Genomic DNA, 18,815 nt, shown 5'->3' with positions numbered 1-18,815 from the left:
TGGCTTAGATGCCGATTTTAGGAACTATTTCACCGCAACTTATAGATGCGGCGTCGACTAGGACAAATCGTCTTCGTAGGGCATCAGGTCTGCTAGGTAGCCTTTTTCCTTGAGCATCGCCTCGATCTCGTCGAGGGTCTGTTCGTCCTCCGCCGCAATGCGATGGAAGTGATAGCCGCTCGTCACCGTTAGCAGCGGAAAGCTCTTGCCGCTCTCGATATCGCGCAGATAGCGCTCGACATCGCGACGATTGCGGATGTCCAGGTCGGCCGTAATCTTACCGTACACGCGGTGATTGACAATCACGTTGAGCACGGCGCCGCCGGCGTCGACGATACTCGTGAGCTCATCGCCTGCCTGCTCCACGCTGTGGCGAACCTTGACCAAGCGCGTGGGCACGGCGGGGCTGCTGGGGGCCTCCTGCAGCACATAACCACGGTTGGTCGCCACGATATCGTGCCCGTCGGCGCGCAGCAGAGCGATGTCTTGCACGACAATCTGGCGGCTCACACCCACCTCGCGGGCAAGCGCGCTGCCCGATACGGGTCCCTTGGCTCCCTCGAGCACGGCCATGATGGCACGGCGACGCTCACGGGCGTCCATTATTTACCGTCCAGCAGGCGCAGGTGCTTAAGCGAGAGGTCGAGAATCGGGGCGGAGTGTGTCAGCGCGCCCGAGCTAATAAAGTCGACGCCCAGATCGGCCAGGGCGCGGATATTGCTGGCATCCACATTGCCCGAGCACTCGGTCTTGGCGCGGCCGGCGATAAGCTCAATCGCGGCAGCCATATCGTCGTGGGTCATGTTGTCGAACATGATGATGTCGGCGCCGGCCTCCACAGCCTCGCGCACCATGTCCAAGTTCTCGCACTCGATCTCGACCGTCGCGGTAAACGATGCATGGGCGCGCGCCATCTCGATCGCACGCGTCACGCCGCCGACGGCGTCGATGTGGTTGTCCTTGAGCATGACAGCCGTCGACAGGTTGTAACGGTGGTTGCTGCCGCCGCCGATCTCGACCGCGGCCTTCTCGAAGACGCGCATGCCCGGCGTGGTCTTGCGCGTGTCGACAAGCACGGTCTTGGTGCCCTCGAGCGCAGCCGCCATCCGATGCGTGTAAGTAGCGATGCCGCTCATGCGCTGCAGGTAGTTGAGCGCCACGCGCTCGCCCGAAAGCAACACGCGCGCGTCGCCGCGCACCTGGCCCACGTGATCGCCGGCATGCACCTCGTCGCCATCCGAGACATCGAACAACACGGAGCTCTGCGAATCCAGCAGCTCAAAGGTGCGAGCGAACACATCCAGGCCGGCAATGATGCCATCGGCTTTGGCGATAAGCTCCACCGTGGCGGGACGCGCCGTGGGGCACACGCTCGCCGTGCTCACGTCCTCAAACGTAATGTCCTCGCGCAGAGCTTGCAGAATCAGATCATCGACGACGAGCTTCATGGTAATGGGATTCATGGTCTACTCCTCCACGGCCTGCGTGCCGGCGGCACGGGCCAAATCATCGATTGCCAGAGGGTCGGCGCCCAGGGCGCGATGACGGCCATCAAGCGCGGGATCGCCCGCCTGCTCCACGGCCAGCGACTCGCCGGTACGCATATACCACGCGGCGCGACGACCCCAGACCAGCGCCTCGAGCAGGCTGTTTGAAGCAAGGCGGTTCTTGCCGTGAACGCCGTTGCAGGCCGTCTCGCCCGCGGCGTAGAGCTCGGGCATCGAGGTGCGGCCGTCCTTGTCGACCCACACGCCGCCCATAAAGTAGTGCTGCGTCGGCGTAACGGGAATGGGCTCATCCAGGATGTCGCGACCGTCCTCCAGGCAGCGCGCGCGGATGTTGGCGAAGTGCCCGGTCACCACGTCGCGCTCGACGGGGGCAAAGCTCAGCCACTCGTGCTCGGTGTCATCCTGCTTCATCTGCTCGCGGATGGCGGCGGCGACAACGTCGCGCGGCTGCAACTCGTCGGTAAAACGCTCGCCGGCGGCGTTGAGCAAAATCGCGCCCTCGCCGCGGCAGCTCTCGCTGATCAGGAACGTGCGACCCGGCTGCGGCGAGAACAGACCCGTGGGATGGATCTGCACGTAGTCCAGGTGCTCCATCTTAATGCCATGCTCCTGAGCGATGTAGCAGGCGTCGCCCGTGAGCTGCGGGTAGTTAGTCGAGTGGTCGTAGACGCCGCCAATGCCGCCCGTCGCCCACAGCGTGTGGCGGGCATGGATCTTAAACGGCTTACCGGCATGCACGCCCTCAGCGGCATTTGCCAGCTCGTCGGCGGGGCGAACCGAGTTGTCCTCGTCCACGGCTACGGCGACGACGCCGGTGCACACCGTGGCGTCATCGCGCTCGGCGGTCAGGATGTCGGTCATGGCCACGTGCTCCAAAATCTGCACGTTGTCCAGCTTGCGAACGGCCTGGAGCAGCTTGGTCGTGATCTCCTTGCCCGTAATGTCGGCATGGAAGGCAATGCGCGGACGGCTGTGCGCGCCCTCGCGGGTAAAATTGAGGCTGCCGTCGGCCTTGCGCTCAAAATCCACGCCCATCGCTAGCAGGTCGTTGATGACCGAGCGGCTCGAGCGAATCATGATGTCGACGCTCTCGCGGCGGTTCTCGTAGTGGCCGGCGTGCATGGTGTCCTCAAAGAAGGCATCGTAGTCCGAGCCTTCGGGCAGCACGCAGATGCCGCCCTGCGCGAGCATCGAATCGCACTCATCGACCGCGCCCTTGGAGAGCATGATCACGCGCGTGCTCGTCGGCAGATTGAGGGCCGCGTACAGACCCGCCACGCCGCAGCCGGCAATGACGACGTCGCACTCCATATCGGGGTATTGCTTGGTTTCCACAGGAATCCTCTCCCTTGAATGTGACATAAGGGACCGCCCCTCATGCAACATTGTTCTAGCGTGCTGCGTACTCGAGCATACGGTCGAGCGTGAGCTTGGCCTGGTCGGCAGCCTCGTCCGACACGCCGATCTGCACCTCGCCCTCGCCCGTCTCCAGGCAGCGCACGAGCTTTTCGAGCGTGATGAGATCCATGTTGACGCAGGTGGGCTGCACCGCGGGGAAATAGAACTTCTTGCCGGTGCCCTGGCAGCGGCGCTCGAGCTCGTAGAGCACGCCGCGGACCGTCACGATAATGAACTCACTCGCGTCGGACTCCTCGGCATACTTGATGATGCCGGCGGTGGAGCCGATGTAGTCGGCCTCGGCCAGAACGTCGGCCTTGCACTCGGGGTGCGCCAGCACGAGCGCGTCGGGGTGGGCCTCCGTCGCGTCGACGATCTGCTCGACGGTGATGATGTGATGGCGCGGGCAGTAGCCGTTGTTGAGGATGACGTGCTTTTGCGGCACCTGCTCGGCTACGAAGCGACCGAGGTTTTGGTCGGGAATGAACAGGATATGCTGCTGCGGCAGCTCGGACACGATCTTGACGGCGTTGGAGCTGGTGACGCACACGTCGCTCCAGCTCTTGATCTCGACCGTGGAGTTGACGTAGCAGACGACAGCCAGGTCGTCGCCGTACTCGGCGCGCGCCGCGTCGACCGTCTCGCGCTTGACCATGTGCGCCATGGGACAGTCCGCGCCCGGCTCGGGCAGCAGCACGGTCTTAGTGGGATTGAGCAGCTTGGCGCTCTCGCCCATAAACTCCACGCCGCACAACACGATGGTCTGCTGCGGCAGGCTCTTGGCGAGCTTTGCCAGGTAGAAGCTATCGCCGACGTAATCGGCAACGGCTTGGACCTCGGGCGCCACGTAATAGTGCGCCAGGATCACCGCGTCACGTTGGGTTTTTAGTTGCTGAATGGCCTCGACGAGCTCTGCGGGCACCAGTGCCGCACGCTCCGTTGCCGTCGTTGCCGATGCCAAGCCGGCCGCGATATCGCGTGCAAGCTCCGACGCATCCATGTTCGCGCTCTGTGCCATCAAGGCCCCTCTCTTTTGGCGAATCTTGGGGCTTTAGTATGACACCTAGGTTTACAGCTGACAAGACAGCTGTAAACCTAGGTGTAAAGTTGAAATAAAGATTCAATCATGTGGCAGGTCCATATTCGAACTGGCAAGCTGAGGATAGCTGAGCTCTCGATGGCGCAGGAGGCATCTTTCGCCACCGCAATACCGCTTGGCGCGAGTTGCACGCCGTGGGGCGCAAACGGTCCGCACCCCCGCAAGCGGCGCGTACCCGATGTGGCAAAATCGAACTACTTAAGGGGGCCGAATGCTCAAGATTATTGCCTGCGACGATGATGTCACTTTTCTAGATAGACTGCACCGGATGATCGACCGTTGGTCGACCGAGACGGGCACGGCGGTCGATGTTGCGCTCGTCACACGCGGCGAGGACCTGCTGGCCCGCCATGCCGCATCGCGCGCCGACATCATTCTGCTCGACATGATCATGCCGCTCGTCAACGGCATGGACACCGCACGCGAACTGCGCCAGGCCGACACCGCCGTGCGCCTGGTGTTCCTCACCTCGTCGCCCGAGTTCGCGCTGGAATCCTACGAGGTCCGCGCCTTCGACTATCTGCTCAAGCCAGTGACTTACGAACGCCTGGCGCAGTTACTCGACGAGCTTTCGAGCATGCGCCCGGCGGCAACCGACGAGCTCGTGATCAAAACTTCCTTTGGCTACCACGCCCTGCGCCTGTCCGACATCGAATATGCCGAGGCGCGCAACAAGCACGTGGTCTTCCACCTGCGCGACGGACGCGATATCGAGGCACTCGAGTCGTTCCGCAGCGTCGAGGACCGCTTGGAGCAAAACGCGGTCTTCTTTAAATGCCACCGCAGCTACCAGGTCAACCTGCGCAATATCGATCACTTTGACCGCACGGACATCGTCATGCGCTCGGGCGCGTGCATCCCGCTTTCGCGCAGTTGCAAGCAGGGATTCCAAGACGCCTACTTTGCGGTGCGCCTTGAGGGTGGGAGACACTGATGGTCTCCTCGGTCGAAATGGTCCTTTGGGCAATCCACCACGCCACGACGCTGCTCTTTGGCGTCTTTGCCTCGGCGGCGCTGTGCGGTGTCGAGATCAACCGGCGTCATGCGCTTGAACTGGTGTTGGTCGGCATCGTGACCGGCGCTGCCTTTTCGATCGCCAATGTCGTTGGCGGCGAACTATTTGCCCGACAGGTTTATCCACTTGCCGTGCACCTGCCGCTTATCGTCTACCTGTGTGCGCGCTACCGCCTGAGCCCGCTGCTTGCCGCGCTCGGCATTACGAGTGCTTATCTGAGCTGCCAGTTCAGCAATTGGATGGGCATCGCCGCCTTTGCCGCAACCGATTCGCAGATCGCGTACTATCTGGCGCGCATCGCGACCACACTCGCCGTCTTTGCCGTCCTGTTGCATTGGGCCGGCGACATCGGTCCACGCTTGGCGATTAAAAGCACCACCGAGCTGGGCATCCTTTTAATCCTGCCGCTCGTCTATTACGTCTTTGACTATGCCACCAACGTCTACACCACGCTGTTCCACTCGGGCTCGGTGGTAACGGTTGAGTTTTTGGCATTTGCGCTCTGTGCCTTCTATCTTATGTTTCTTGCCGTTTACCTGCGCGAATACGAAGAAAAGGAAACCGCCGAGCGAGAGCGCTGGATGCTCGAAACCCGCGACAGCGCCGCCATCAAAGAGCTCGAGGCTTGGCGTCAATCTGGGCGCGAGCTGTCGATTCTTCGCCACGATATGCGCCACTTCCTACGCGGCCTGGCCGCTTTAATTGAGGAGGGCCACACCGACGAGGCGCTCAAACGCATCGATGAACTCTGCGAAGCCGGCGATCGCACCGCCGTACGCCGCTTCTGCGCCAACGAGACCGTAAACATCGCGCTTTCGTCATTTAACTCGGATATCAATAGAAACGGCATTACCGCCAACCTGCGCGCCGCCGTACCCGAAACCATCCACGTAGGTGACGCCGACCTGTTTAGCGTGCTCTCAAATGCCTTGGAAAACGCTATCACCGCCGCGAGCGCCGCGCCCCAGGGAAAGCGATTCGTCGACTTTGACCTGCGATTAGAGGACGGCCAGCTGCTGCTGTTAGTTTCCAACACGTTTGACCGCGCGCCGCGCATGGTCGACGGCATGCCCGTGACCCGGCATGCGGGCCACGGCTTTGGCACCAAGAGCATCAAACTTGCCGTGGAGCGCATGAACGGCAACTGTCAGTTCCGCATTAACGGCGATCGGTTTGAGCTGCGCGCCGTGATGTAGGGGCTGCCGCCAGCCTCGCTACAGCGGAGCGGCTGCCGGGGTCAGCTGCTTGATGTATGCCCACATGCGCTGCTTGGCGGCTTTGTCAGTGAGTGCCGCCTCAAAGCCGTCGAGCGCGAGCACGCGGCGGCCCTGCACATGGGCGACCAAGCCGGGCTTGAGCATAGCGGTATCGAAGTCGTCGATTGCCACAAGCATGTCGGCATAGGTCTCGCGCATGGTATCGGCCGCGCGATCGTCCAGCAGCAAGACCGCCTCGGGGTCCAAGGCCTCGAGCGCCTCGCGGAACAGCTCGCACGGTAGGCCCTCGCCTGTCGCGACCGCCCCGTCACCCACGCCGGCGACGCTTGCCAGCACGCAAAAATCCTCGGGCGCGTAGCCGATGGCCCCAAGCGCCTTGCGCAACGCCGCGCCATCCGGGCCGGCGGCAAGCTCGCCACCCGAACGCTCGGCCTCGTCCAAATCGCCTTTGACCAGCACGATCGGCGAGCACGCGTTGCCCGCAATACGCACGCCACGGACCGCGAGCGATGCGAGCTCCTGCTCGGTCGCCTGGGCGATGGCTTCTTTTTTCTGGCTTTGTGACGTGGGCATGCGCTCTCCAATCGTTTGCGTGCCCACCATTATATAAAAGAGCCGCCCGCGAGTGGTTGCTTTGCGGGCGGCTGGGTATAAGCACGGTCGTACTGAGTTTTACGCGGCCGAGCCGCGTCGCATTATGGAGGTCACCATGGCTGACATTAATCAGATTACCCCCGAGAACTTCGATTCCATCGTTAACGACAGCCTGCCCGTGCTGGTCGATTTTTGGGCACCGTGGTGCGGGCCCTGTCGATCCCTCTCGCCCATCGTTGACGAGGTTGCCGATGAGCTGGCGGGCAAGCTTGCCGTTGCCAAATGCAACGTCGACGACAACCAGGACCTGGCCATGAAGTATGGCGTCATGAGCATCCCCACGCTGATTGTGTTTAAGAACGGCGAGGAGATTGACCGCTCGGTTGGCGCTCTGCCCAAGGCGAGGCTGCAGGCGCTGCTGGAGAAGCATCTGTAATACGCTTGTTACATGTTGCCGTCTGCCTGCCGTCCATGAGCGCTTTTACGCCGCTCGCCGGACTTCTGAATGCACCGAGTGCAACCACGGATAGTATGGTAGTCACAAACAGCCCCCAGTGAACGGGTGCGGGTCGCACAGACTCGTACCCGTTTTCTTATGCAGCTGCGCGCAGAGCGGGCGTAGTAAAATCTGAACCACTGAACTGCCCCATACAAAAGGAGATTTCCCATGCATGATGTTGGAATGAACATGAGCCAGCTTGCCATGAGCGTCAAGCAGGTCGACGACACCATCGAGCTCGCTCACGAGTGGAGCCATCAGCTGCTGCATGCGACCGAGAATTTTGACATGGAGCGCATCGGCGCCAAGCTCGAGGCCGCCATGGCCGCGCTCCACGAGGCGCATGACGCGCTCGAGGGCTACGAGGAAGCCATCGAGGCCGACCACAACTCCGTCGGCTCCGTGAAGCTGGTGTAAGGTGGCCGAACACGAGCACTGTTGCGAGTACGAGCACGAGCATCCGCACGGGGCGGACGGTGACGCGGGCTGCCACTGTAGTGGCTCCGGCTCCGAGCTGGTCCGTTTTTCGGTTACCGCACCCGACGACCTGCTGCGCCGTTTTGACGAGCAGATCGCGCGCCGCGGCGACGTGGCCAACCGCTCCGAGGCCGTGCGCGATTTGATTCGCGCCTCGATCGCCAAAGAGCAGATGCGCACGCCCGATGAGCACGTTATCGGGTCGCTCACCATGATCTACGACCATCACACCGGCGATCTGACGCGCCGCCTGGACGAGGTGCAGCACGACTACACCGACGAGATCGTATCGACGATGCACGTGCATTTGGATCACCACAACTGCTTGGAAATCCTGGCACTCAAGGGTCGCGGCGAGCGCGTCTACGAACTAGCCGACCGCCTGCTGGGCCTGCGCGGCGTTAAGCACGGCGAGCTCACGTGCGCCGCCACCAAGCAGAGCCTGGGGCTGTAGCGGGATTTCCCGCAGCGCACCTGCCAAATAGGGACAGGTTTGTTTTGGCAGGTTTAGAAGTTTTACCTACCAAAATAAACCTGTCCCTTTTTGGTCGGTTTTGATGAGGGGTGTCGCATGCGGCATGTGCATATTCATGTGACGGGCATTGTGCAGGGCGTTGGCATGCGACCGTTTGTGTATCGCGAGGCCATGGCACATGGCATTTGTGGATGGGTGCTCAATGCGGGCGACGGCGTGCATATCGAGGCGCACGCTTTGGCCGATGCGCTCGATGCTTTTGTTGCCGCGCTTTCTGAGCATGCGCCTGCGGCAGCTCGCGTTGAGCGAGTCGATATTGCGGATTTGGAGCCTGGCGGCTGGAGCGCTGCCGATGAGCAGGGCTTTCACATTGTGGCGTCGCAGGACCAGACCGCGCACACGACGCTCGTCTCGCCCGATATCGCCACCTGTGACGATTGCCTGCGCGAGTTGTTCGATCCCGCCGACCGACGCTATCACTACCCCTTTATCAACTGCACTAACTGCGGCCCACGCTTTACCATCATCCGATCGCTGCCTTATGACCGAGCGGCCACGTCGATGGATTGTTTTCCCATGTGTCCCAAGTGCGCTGCGGAGTATGTCGACCCACTCGACCGGCGTTTTCACGCGCAGCCCGATGCCTGCTTTGATTGCGGGCCGCATATTACGTGGCGCGAGGCTGTAAACGGCAATGCGTGCGGGAATTCGTCCGCGACACCGGCCGTCGGCACCACACGCGAGGCCAGCGACGCTATCATCGAGCGCTGCGTTGAGCTGCTGGCCAGCGGTGGCATCGTCGCCATCAAGGGCCTGGGCGGATTCCATCTAGCCTGTGACGCTGCCAACGAGCAGGCGGTGGCCGAGTTGCGCCGTCGCAAACGCCGCAGCAACAAACCACTTGCCGTCATGGTACGTAGTCTTGCTGATACCGAGCGCCTGTGTCATATCGACGATGCTGAACGCGATCTGCTCGCCGGCAGTATCCGCCCCATCGTGCTGCTGCGCCGGCGCACTGTTAGCGAGGACAACGACGGTTCCCCCGACATCCTCGCCCTCGCGCCATCTGTCGCGCACGACCTGCCCGAGCTCGGCGTCATGCTCCCCTATACGCCGCTTCAACATCTGTTGCTTGCCGCGGCAGAAGTCTGCGGTATGCACGCGCTCGTCATGACCAGCGGAAACCTGAGCGAAGAACCCATCGAGACCGACGACGACCTTGCCTGGGAACACCTCGTTGCCGCCGGCATCGCCGACGCGTTGCTCGGTAACGACCGCGCGATTCTCTCGCGCTATGACGATTCCGTGGTGCGCATGGTCGACGGCGCCGTTATGCCCGTGCGCCGCGCTCGGGGATATGCACCCCAGCCGCTGCCGTTGCCGGCGCTCGACGGCGCTCCGTCCTGCGTGCTCGCCTGCGGGCCACAACAAAAGGCCACGATTGCGCTCACACGTGAAGGGACGAACGGCGAGGCGCCCTGTTTTGTGTCGCAGCATATCGGCGATGTTGAAAACGGCGGGACCTTCGATGCCTGGAACGCCGCGCGCACGCGCTTGGAAGATCTCTTTGATTTGGCGCCCGCCGCCTTGGCCTGCGATGTACACCCCAGCTATCTATCGGGCCAGTGGGCGCGCGAGCAGGCGCGAAAATGCAATCTGCCGCTCGTCGAGGTGCAGCACCATCATGCGCATATCGCGAGCGTAATGGCCGAGGCCATCGCCGCGGGCCAGCTTACAACCGACGCGCGCGTCCTTGGCATCGCCTTTGACGGCACCGGCGCCGGCACCGATGGGACCATTTGGGGCGGCGAGTTTCTTGTTGCCAGCCTTGGCGGCTTTGAACGCGCCGCGCATTTGCGCACCTGGGCGCTCCCCGGCGGGGCGGCCTCCGTGCGCGACGCCCGCCGCAACGCCTTTGCCCTGCTCAGTGAGCTCGGCCTGCTCGAGCACCCAGGTGCCGCTCGGCTTTTGGACAGCCTCGACGAACAAACGCGCAGTGTGACAGCCACCATGATCGAGCGCGGCATCAACAGCCCGCGTACCAGCAGCATGGGGCGTCTCTTTGATGCCGCGGCAGCAATTCTGGGCATCTGCGACAAGGCAACCTACGAGGGCGAACCCGCCATAGAACTCGAAGCCGCCGCCTGGCGCGCGCTCGACAACGAAATCGCCCATTTTCCCGACGACAACGCCGGCTATTTCGCATCTGGCCCATCGTGGCTGGACGGCCCCTATGTTCTGGACCAGAAAGCGCTCTTTGAGGCACTTTTGGGAGGAATTGAAGCCGGAGCGCCCGCCGACAGGCTCGCACTCGATTTCCATGTCGCCGTCGCGCGCTCCTCGGCGCGCATCGCCAGCGATATCTGCGTGCACGAGGGCATCGACACCGTCGCGCTCTCGGGCGGCGTGTTCATGAACCGACTTCTGCTTCAGCTTCTCACCCGCGAGCTCAAAAGCGCAGGCTTTACTGTCCTTGTCCCCCACACCGTACCCGTCAATGACGGCTGCATCGCCTACGGTCAGGCAGCAGTCGCACGCACTCGCCTCGCACAGGTCGCGCCACAATAGGCTGTTCGGCCAGCCCGCAAGCCGCCGTCTCACAGGTGTAGCGCGTTTGCCCGCAGCGCCCGCGAGCGCTACCATCAACTGATGGATTATTGAGCGCCCGTCCAGCGCAAAGCGTATAAAAGGGGAACAATATGTGCCTTGCCGTTCCCGGTAAAGTAGTCAAACGCGACGACGACCTCAAGGCCACCGTCGACATGATGGGCATCGAGCGCCCCGTGTCGCTGCGACTCGTGCCGACGGCGCAGGTTGGCGACTATATTCTCGTACACGCCGGCTTTGGCATCCAGATTGTCGACGAGCAGGAAGCACAGGAAACGCTCGAGCTTGTTAATGCCATGTCCGAGCTGGTCGAAGAAGACCAGCTGACCACCAACCCGGCGGAGGCTTACTAGTGGCGCCCGAGCAGCCGGCGCGCTCCGGTATCGATTTCTCGGCATTCCGCGATCCCAAGCTGGCTCGCGAGCTCATCGAGCGCATTCATGAGCTTGTCGGCGACCGCACCATCAACCTTATGGAAGTCTGCGGCACGCATACCGTGAGCATCGGGCGCTATGGCTTTCGCTCCATTATGCCGGCCGGGCTCAAGCTGCTGAGCGGCCCGGGCTGCCCCGTCTGCGTCACCGCCAACCGCGACATCGACCACGCAATCGCGCTCGCCAACATAGACGGCGCCATCATCACCACCTTTGGCGACATGATGCGCGTGCCCGGATCATCCACCTCGCTCGCTGCGCAAAAGGCGGCGGGGCGCGATATCCGTATCGTCTATTCCCCGCTCGACGCGCTCGACATTGCCGAGCAAAACCCTGATCGCCCGGTCATTTTTATGGGCGTGGGCTTTGAGACTACGACGCCCACCATCGCCGCCGCCATCTTGGAGGCCGAGGCGCGCGGGCTTTTGAACTTCTCGGTCTATTGCGCCCACAAGGCCACGCCGCCGGCGTTGCGCGCCATCGCCAACGACCCCGAGACCACCATCGACGGCTTTATCCTGCCGGGCCACGTCGCCACCATCACGGGCTTGGCCCCCTTTGGCTTTTTGGTCGACGAGTTTAAGACTCCAGGCGTGGTAACGGGATTTGAGCCGGTCGACATCTTGCAGGGTATCTGCATGCTGGTCCAGATGGTTGTTGAGGGGCAGCCCGCGATTGACAACGCCTACCGCCGTGGCGTCAACGCAGACGGCAATCCCGTGGCGCGCCAGCTGGTCGAGCAGGTGTTTGAGCCGTGCGATACCACATGGCGCGGGCTGGGGCTGATTGCCAACTCGGGCCTTTCCATCCGCCCCGAGTTCTCGCGCTTTGATGCCCGCGCTCGCTTTGACGTGCCCGTTGAGGCGACGGTCGAGCCGCGCGGGTGCCGCTGCGGCGACGTGCTGCGCGGGGCCATTGCGCCGAGCAGCTGCCCGCTCTTTGGCCGCACCTGCACGCCCGAGCACCCCGTCGGCCCGTGCATGGTGAGCTCCGAGGGCAGCTGCGCGGCGTACTACCGCTACCGCGACTAGCCCGGGCACACCCGCACACCGGCACCACCCACGATTGGAGTTTTCGATATGTCCCATAGCGTTACCGATAGCACCGTCCTGCTGGGCCACGGCTCCGGCGGCCAGATGATGAAACGCATCATCGATGAGGTCTTTTTGGATGCCTTTGGGTCGCCCGAGCTGCTCGAAGGCAACGATGCCGGCGTCGCCGCGCTGCCCGCGAGCGGGCGCATCGCCATGTCGACCGACAGCTTTGTAGTCTCGCCGCAGTTCTTCCCCGGTGGCAACATCGGCCGCCTCGCCGTGTGCGGAACCGTCAACGACGTCGCGACCTCGGGCGCCAACGTGCGCTACCTGTCGTGCGGCTTTATCCTCGAAGAGGGCTATCCCATGGATAGGCTCCGCCAGATTGTGCAGACGATGGCCGAGACGGCGCACGAGGCGGGCGTGTCCATAATCACGGGCGACACCAAGGTGGTCGAGCGCGGCGGGGCCGACGGCGTCTATATCAATACCGCCGGCGTGGGCGAGGTGCCTGCGGGCGTGGCGCTCAGCGGCGCAAACTGCCAGCCCGGCGATGTCATCCTGGTCTCGGGTACACTGGGCGACCACGGCATCGCTATCATGAGCCAACGCGAGGGTCTGGCGTTTTCGAGCACCATCGAAAGCGATGCCGCGCCGCTCAACCACCTGATTGCCGATGTGCTTTCCGCAGCACCCGACACACGCTGCTTCCGCGACCCCACGCGCGGTGGCCTGGCCTCGACGCTCAACGAGTTTGCGCAGGCCAGCGGCGTTGCCATGGAGATCGACGAGGATGCCGTGCCCGTGCGTCCCGACGTGCAGGCCGCCTGCGAGATGCTCGGCTACGATGTGCTGCAGGTGGCAAACGAGGGCAAGATGGTTGCCGTCGTGCCGGCCGAGCAAGCCGATGCCGCGCTGAGCGCCATGCGCGCCGCCCGCTACGGCGAGAATGCCGCCATCATCGGCCGCGTGCTGCCACTTGCCGAGGGCGCCCATCCCGCCGTGCGCGTGCGCACCGGCTGGGGCTCGACCCGCATCCTCGACATGCTCGTAGGAGAGCAGCTGCCGAGAATTTGCTAACGACAAAGGCTCAGGGCTATTAAAGATATTCAGATTCCAAACATGCCCGGCACGCATGCCCAGTATCATGGGGTGCGTTTTACAACTCAAGCGGCAGGAGCACCCATGGCAGCAGCTTTTTCCCATGTGATCTTTGACCTGGACGGCACCATTCTCAACACGCTCGAGGACCTGGCGGCCGCCGGCAACCATACCTGCGAGGCGCACGGCTGGCCCACGTTTGCCGTTGACGAGTACCGCTACAAGGTGGGAAACGGCATGCTCAAGCTGGTTGAGCGCTTTATGCCCGCCGAGTACGCAGGCGACGGCCGCATGTTTGAGCAGACGCTTGCCGAGTTTAGGGCTTACTACGGCGAGCACAAGGAAGACCACACCGCTCCCTATGCCGGCACGATCGAGATGCTCGACCGCTTGCGCGCCGCGGGCGTTCAGCTTGCCGTGCTCACTAACAAGGACCACGTCTCGGCGGCTCCGCTTATCGAAAAGTATTTTGGTTCCGAGCGCTTTGCGCTGGTGCAGGGCCGTGTCGATGCGTTTCCGCCCAAGCCCGAAGCACCCGTCACGCTGCATGTGATGGAAGAGCTAGGCGCCGACCCGGCGACCACGCTCTACGTAGGCGATTCCAATGTCGATATCCTGACCGGCCACAACGCCGGCCTTAAGAGTGCGGGCGTCAGCTGGGGTTTCCGCGGCCGCGCAGAGCTGGAAGCCGCCGGCGCCGACTACGTGGTGGACACCCAGGGCGAGCTCGCAGCGCTAATCCTGGGCGAGTAACGAGCGACACTGCTTAACGCAGCTGCGACAATGCTGTTGCGCGGAAAGTAGTCGTTGGGGACGTTCTTAAACGACTAGTCAGACAAGAACGCCCCAACGACTACCCCAACAATGGCAACGCCGCAGGTAGAGGACGGACAGCGAGCGGACACCAGAGCGAACAAATTGGCATGAAAAGAGGACGGCATAGACCTTCTGGTCATACCGTCCTCTTTGAATGACAAGTTGTCGCTCTGGTGCCCGCGCAACGTCGAGCAGTTGCGGCGTTTGGTAAAACGCCGCAACGAACTAGCTCAGCATTGCATCCATCATCTCGGAGTTGACGGAGTCGTCGGCAGACCACTCGCCGTCGTCGTTGCAGGTGTACTTGAAGATAACCGTGGTCTTCCTGGGCTCGGTGGCCTTGGTCACATCGACCATAACCTGACCGGCCATCTTGTACAGCTCGTCATCGGAAGGAACCGTGTCAAGCGCAGCGACCTTCTCCTGATACTGGGTGGAGAAGTCCTCGACGATCTTGTTCATAGACTTGCAGGTGATAGAGACCTCGGCGGTCGCGACGCCCTTGTCCTCGTCGACCGTCACGTCGCCGATCTTGTAGTCAAAGCCCTCGAGATAGGTCTTGGCATACTCCTTGGGATCGATACCCAGCTGCTCGAACTCGTCGCCCGAAGCCTCCTCCAGACCAGAGAGGAAGTCGTCGCCACCGTTCTTGACCTCGTCAAACTGCGTCGTAAGATCCTCGGTGATGAGCTCCTCAACCGAAGGACCTCCACAGCCGGAAAGCACGACCACGCATGCAACCAAGACGGCCATGAGGGGCGCAAGCAGCAGCTTCTTTTTCATGTTGTTCCTCCCAATGAGCGGCACCGCGCTTCCCGGACGCGGCACACGTTGTAATAAGTAAGCCCATACTATCCACTTATGAACACCCTCGGCAACGCGAAGGCGTGGTCGGTTCGTTTTAGCATCCGAACGGTTTGCAAGCCCGCCCAACGTACAATAAAACGCTTCCCCGCGATGCAATAAAAAAGGTGGCCGGAAAACCCGACCACCCTTGCACATCCTTTGAACGCCGCAGTTTACTTGCGGACGACCTTAACGATGGCGTCACCGGCGGCGACGGCAGAGTCGGCCTCGACGGTGAGCTCGACGTCGGCAAACTCGGCGGTGTTGGACACGGCCACCACGACGCAGTCCTTGTAACCGGCGGCAGCAATCTTGGCGCGGTCGATCTTGAGGATGGGCTGGCCGGCCTTCACGACGTCGTCGGCCTTGACGAAGCCCTCGAAGCCGTCGCCGTTCATGTTGACGGTATCGACGCCAACGTGCACCAGAACCTCGATGCCGCTATCGGACTGCAGACCCACGGCGTGACCCATGGTGACGGTCACCTTACCGTCGCAGGGAGCGTAGACCAGATCGTCCTCGGGCCACACGGCACAGCCCTTGCCCAGAACCTCGCCACCAAAGACGGGATCGGGCACGTCGGCCATCTTGATGACCTTGCCCTTGACGGGCGAGCACAGCACGTCGGCGCCAGCAGAAGCAGAGATGGAGGCCGGAGCAGCGGCAGCCGCGGGCTCAGCCTTCTTCTTGAACATGTCAAACAGACCCATACGTTTTCTCCTCTTGATTAAGCGCAACGTTGTGCGCATGCCTACGGTAATTATAGTGCCAAATGGTTCAAATGCTAAGGTGGGGACTCGAATCGCGAGCCCTTCCCGGTAGTGCTCGTGGGACGAGCATCTCCTTTGCATCGCAGGTCGATAAGCCGAGTATCGCCTGCGCACGGGACGGGCAGAAGCGGGCGCACCAAACCCGATACTTCTTTTCGCTCTCGAGTCCTGCCGCCGCCTTGTCCCTAACACTTCCTGACACCGACCGAAACGTGCCAAAATAAACCTGTCCTTTTTGGCACGTTTGGCGAGTGTGGATTTTTGGACGCTTAACTAGCGAACGTGGATAATCTCCCACTTTGAGGCCGTCACCGAGCCAAAAACGGGAGATTATCCGCTCTCATTTTGGACAACCCCCCCCTGTACCAAGCCGAGCTCCATGGTCAAGTAATAACGACTTCTCATCATTAGATTGTTTACATCAATTCTAATAACTATTTAATCCTTAAACTCGTTATTAGAATTGATATGATTAGCCTAATAACGAGTTTCCGGCACTAAAGATATGGAGGGCGCGATGCAAATCGAGGAGAACGGCCAGGGAACGCTCCGCAATAATCTATCGGGGAAATTGGCTTACTATTCGTTTTTTCCAACGCCCTTGCAATCATTGAGGCAGCTAAACCTCACCGAGGAAACCTATCGCACGCTTTCCGCATGCTCACGAAAGCTTGGAGAGCTTGAAGGCATGCTCTACTTTGTTCCCAACGCCGACATGTATCTGACAATGTACGTGCGCAAAGAAGCACTCCTTTCTTCGCAAATTGAAGGAACCCAGTGCACGTTTGACGACCTACTTAGTCCATCGCAAACACAACTCCATCATAAAGATGTCGCAGACGTCGTGAATTACGTCCGCGCTGTCGACCGCGGCGTAGAACTGCTCAAAAAGATGCCCTTGTGCACGAGACTTCTTAGGCAAGTTCATGCGGTCCTGCTGGACGGAGTGCGCGGAACGGAGAAGAATCCAGGCGAGCTGCGCTCCTCACAAAACTGGATTGGCCCCTCAGGCTGCACCATTGCAACCGCATCGTTTGTCCCTCCAAACATTGAAGATTTGAGTAACACGCTCCAGGACCTCGAACGCTTTATCAATGAGCCTCAAGTCGAAATGGATCCGATTGTGCGGGCGGCGCTCGTCCATTACCAATTTGAAACTGCCCATCCATTCCTAGACGGAAACGGTCGCCTGAGCAGGCTTCTCATTACACTTATGCTCATCAATGATGGCGTTCTTCATTCTTGCTTGTTCTATCCATCGTTCCAGTTCAAGAAAAATCGAAGCGAGTACTACCGGCAACTCACATCCGTAAGGGAGAGAGGCACTTACGAGGAATGGATAGAGTTTTTCTGCAACAGTCTTCTCGAGAGTGCGAAGGACTCGGTAGGGTCTTTAAAAAACCTTGTTGACCTCCATAACCGTTCCACAGCAACCATTACCGAAAATCTCGGAAGGACCGCTGCAAACGGGCAAAGGCTGTTGGGCATTCTTGAAGAGCACCCCATCGTCGACACCGCATTCATCGCTGCCCAACTCGATATCGGCAGGAGTACCGCGAGCTCGCTCGTCAAATCATTTGAAGAATTGGGTATCCTCCGTCCGCTCGACGAGTCAAGACAGAGATACCGGCAGTACGGGTATGAAGAGTATCTTTCGATTCTCAGGGAAGACGCCGAGCCGATTAGATAGGCACCGCAGCCCAAGCAAATTAAAGCGAGCGCGGATAATCTCCCACTTTGAGCCCGCACACAGGCCAAAACCGAGAGATTATCCACGCTCATTTCTGACTAGTCATTTAAGAACGTCCCCAATGACTACTCCGGCAACGCCGATGTTTCGGCAACGACAGCGAGCGAGCCGCATTCGGAGCAAGACGACGCCGCAGGTAGAGAACGGACAGCGAGCGGGTCGCATTTGAGACAAGGTGACGTGAAACGAAAGGGCGCTGACCTTCTGGTCGCGCCCTTGAAGTTGAACGTCAGATTGTCCAAATGCGGCCCGCGCAGCGTCGAGCCGTTACGCGGGTTGGTAAACCCGCGTAACTACCTACTCCCGAGCTCCGTACTGCTCGTAGTAGGCGTCGATGGCGGTCTTGAGCTCGTCGTCGATGACAACCTTGCCGTCGATCTCGTGGTTGTAGAGGGTCTCGACGACCTCGGCCATGGAGACGATGCTCGCGACGGGGAAACCGTACTTGGCCTCGATCTCCTTCTGCGCGGTGGTCACACCGCCCTTGCCGACCTCCATGCGGTTGAGGGACACGATCAGGCCCTTGATCTCGACATCGGCAGCAGCCTTGACCTTGGGATAGGTCTCGTCGATGGACTTGCCGCTGGTGGTAACGTCCTCGACCATGACCACACGGTCGCCGTCCTTGGGCTCATAACCCAGCAGGTTGCCCTTATCGGCACCGTGGTCCTTGGCCTCCTTGCGGTCGCAGCAGTACTTGACCTCCTTGCCGTACAGCTCGTGGTAGGCAATGGCGGTCACGACGGCCAGCGGAATACCCTTGTAGGCCGGTCCAAACAGCACATCAAAGTCGTCGCCAAAGTTATCGTGGATGGCCTGGGCGTAATACTCGCCCAGCTTCTTGAGCTGATAGCCCGTCACGTAAGCGCCGGCGTTCATAAAGAACGGGGACTGACGGCCGCTCTTGAGCGTAAAGCTGCCGAACTTAAGGACGTCGGACTCGACCATAAACTTGATGAACTCTTGCTTGTAAGCCTCCATGCGGGCTCCTCTCGTAATCGCGTACGTGCCTTCCAGTTTAGCGCAGGCGAAGCGTCGATGCGGGCGCGCTTTGGGGCCACGGCATTCTGTAAAGGCTTTGTCAGGGGGAATGGTTTTCCGAACAATGGGGTTGACATGTCAAACCCCCTCATCAAGAATACGGGCGGATTAAAAAGGGGTACGAGATACCCAAA

At 61.0% G+C, this 18,815-nt stretch carries 19 protein-coding genes; 11 read left to right on the top strand and 8 right to left on the bottom strand.

Going from position 1 to position 18,815, the window contains the following annotated elements; all coding sequences use genetic code 11:
* Positions 1-57: 57 nt before the first annotated feature.
* The 4 genes from AAAX75_RS03115 to nadA are packed head-to-tail and all read right to left on the bottom strand — an operon-like array spanning position 58 to position 3,924.
* Positions 58-603 carry a transcription repressor NadR gene (locus tag AAAX75_RS03115; RefSeq protein ID WP_316365645.1) on the bottom strand — a complete coding sequence of 182 codons (546 nt, stop codon included), beginning with the start codon at positions 601-603 and terminating at the stop codon, positions 58-60.
* Positions 603-1,463 (bottom strand): carboxylating nicotinate-nucleotide diphosphorylase, encoded by an 861-nt coding sequence (gene nadC, locus AAAX75_RS03110; RefSeq protein ID WP_349091061.1) that lies wholly within the window; start codon positions 1,461-1,463, stop codon positions 603-605. The genes AAAX75_RS03115 and nadC overlap by 1 nt, the downstream gene beginning before the upstream one ends.
* A 3-nt stretch (positions 1,464-1,466) precedes the next feature.
* Positions 1,467-2,843, bottom strand: coding sequence for an FAD-binding protein (locus tag AAAX75_RS03105; protein WP_226812466.1), 1,377 nt, complete (start codon positions 2,841-2,843; stop codon positions 1,467-1,469).
* A 55-nt stretch (positions 2,844-2,898) separates the two neighbouring features.
* Entirely contained in the window at positions 2,899-3,924 is a 1,026-nt protein-coding gene (gene nadA / locus AAAX75_RS03100; RefSeq protein ID WP_117583639.1) for a quinolinate synthase NadA, read from the bottom strand.
* Between the two features lie 292 nt (positions 3,925-4,216).
* Here nadA and AAAX75_RS03095 point away from each other — a divergent pair, with 292 nt between their 5' ends.
* The gene (locus tag AAAX75_RS03095) at positions 4,217-4,939 is read left to right on the top strand and encodes a LytTR family DNA-binding domain-containing protein (RefSeq protein ID WP_349091060.1); all 723 of its coding nucleotides are present in this window, start codon (positions 4,217-4,219) and stop codon (positions 4,937-4,939) included.
* The gene (locus AAAX75_RS03090; RefSeq protein WP_349087524.1) at positions 4,939-6,216 is read left to right on the top strand and encodes a GHKL domain-containing protein; all 1,278 of its coding nucleotides are present in this window, start codon (positions 4,939-4,941) and stop codon (positions 6,214-6,216) included. Before AAAX75_RS03095 ends, AAAX75_RS03090 begins: the two co-directional genes overlap by 1 nt.
* A gap of 18 nt (positions 6,217-6,234) precedes the next feature.
* Here AAAX75_RS03090 and AAAX75_RS03085 read toward each other — a convergent pair whose 3' ends face one another.
* On the bottom strand, positions 6,235-6,810 hold the full coding sequence (locus AAAX75_RS03085; protein ID WP_152067939.1) for a hypothetical protein: 576 nt from the start codon (positions 6,808-6,810) through the stop codon (positions 6,235-6,237).
* Positions 6,811-6,946: 136 nt separating this feature from the next.
* Between AAAX75_RS03085 and trxA the strand changes: the two genes are divergently transcribed.
* The 8 genes from trxA (at position 6,947) to AAAX75_RS03045 (ending at position 14,211) form a co-directional block, all read left to right on the top strand.
* Positions 6,947-7,267 (top strand): thioredoxin, encoded by a 321-nt coding sequence (trxA, locus tag AAAX75_RS03080; RefSeq protein ID WP_022093990.1) that lies wholly within the window; start codon positions 6,947-6,949, stop codon positions 7,265-7,267.
* 231 nt (positions 7,268-7,498) lie between these two features.
* Entirely contained in the window at positions 7,499-7,747 is a 249-nt protein-coding gene (locus AAAX75_RS03075) for a hypothetical protein (RefSeq protein ID WP_006235225.1), read from the top strand.
* 1 nt (position 7,748) lies between these two features.
* Positions 7,749-8,261, top strand: a complete 513-nt coding sequence (gene nikR / locus AAAX75_RS03070) for a nickel-responsive transcriptional regulator NikR (RefSeq protein WP_226812468.1) — start codon at positions 7,749-7,751, stop codon at positions 8,259-8,261.
* 117 nt (positions 8,262-8,378) lie between these two features.
* Entirely contained in the window at positions 8,379-10,850 is a 2,472-nt protein-coding gene (hypF, locus tag AAAX75_RS03065; RefSeq protein ID WP_349091058.1) for a carbamoyltransferase HypF, read from the top strand.
* 131 nt (positions 10,851-10,981) lie between these two features.
* On the top strand, positions 10,982-11,242 hold the full coding sequence (locus tag AAAX75_RS03060; protein ID WP_055310039.1) for a HypC/HybG/HupF family hydrogenase formation chaperone: 261 nt from the start codon (positions 10,982-10,984) through the stop codon (positions 11,240-11,242).
* Complete coding sequence (hypD, locus tag AAAX75_RS03055; protein ID WP_226812470.1) at positions 11,242-12,354, top strand: hydrogenase formation protein HypD; 1,113 nt, start codon at positions 11,242-11,244, stop codon at positions 12,352-12,354. Before AAAX75_RS03060 ends, hypD begins: the two co-directional genes overlap by 1 nt.
* A 48-nt stretch (positions 12,355-12,402) precedes the next feature.
* The gene (gene hypE, locus AAAX75_RS03050; RefSeq protein WP_035136616.1) at positions 12,403-13,437 is read left to right on the top strand and encodes a hydrogenase expression/formation protein HypE; all 1,035 of its coding nucleotides are present in this window, start codon (positions 12,403-12,405) and stop codon (positions 13,435-13,437) included.
* A gap of 105 nt (positions 13,438-13,542) precedes the next feature.
* Complete coding sequence (locus AAAX75_RS03045; RefSeq protein WP_195362162.1) at positions 13,543-14,211, top strand: HAD-IA family hydrolase; 669 nt, start codon at positions 13,543-13,545, stop codon at positions 14,209-14,211.
* A gap of 288 nt (positions 14,212-14,499) precedes the next feature.
* Here the strand turns inward: AAAX75_RS03045 and AAAX75_RS03040 are convergent, their stop codons facing one another.
* Positions 14,500-15,057, bottom strand: a complete 558-nt coding sequence (locus AAAX75_RS03040) for a hypothetical protein (RefSeq protein WP_035136614.1) — start codon at positions 15,055-15,057, stop codon at positions 14,500-14,502.
* Between the two features lie 236 nt (positions 15,058-15,293).
* Positions 15,294-15,830 carry a PTS glucose transporter subunit IIA gene (locus tag AAAX75_RS03035; RefSeq protein ID WP_195445966.1) on the bottom strand — a complete coding sequence of 179 codons (537 nt, stop codon included), beginning with the start codon at positions 15,828-15,830 and terminating at the stop codon, positions 15,294-15,296.
* A gap of 577 nt (positions 15,831-16,407) precedes the next feature.
* Here AAAX75_RS03035 and AAAX75_RS03030 point away from each other — a divergent pair.
* On the top strand, positions 16,408-17,580 hold the full coding sequence (locus AAAX75_RS03030) for a Fic family protein (protein ID WP_349091057.1): 1,173 nt from the start codon (positions 16,408-16,410) through the stop codon (positions 17,578-17,580).
* A gap of 357 nt (positions 17,581-17,937) precedes the next feature.
* On the opposite strand, the gene pyrE is transcribed toward AAAX75_RS03030, so the two are convergent.
* Positions 17,938-18,621 (bottom strand): orotate phosphoribosyltransferase, encoded by a 684-nt coding sequence (gene pyrE, locus AAAX75_RS03025; protein ID WP_117848347.1) that lies wholly within the window; start codon positions 18,619-18,621, stop codon positions 17,938-17,940.
* Between the last annotated feature and the right edge of the window lie 194 nt (positions 18,622-18,815).

Source organism: Collinsella sp. CLA-ER-H7, assembly GCF_040092345.1.
Taxonomy (GTDB): Bacteria; Actinomycetota; Coriobacteriia; order Coriobacteriales; family Coriobacteriaceae; genus Collinsella.
Note: the sequence above shows the minus strand (reverse complement) of the source record. Positions and strands in the feature narration are given on the sequence as shown.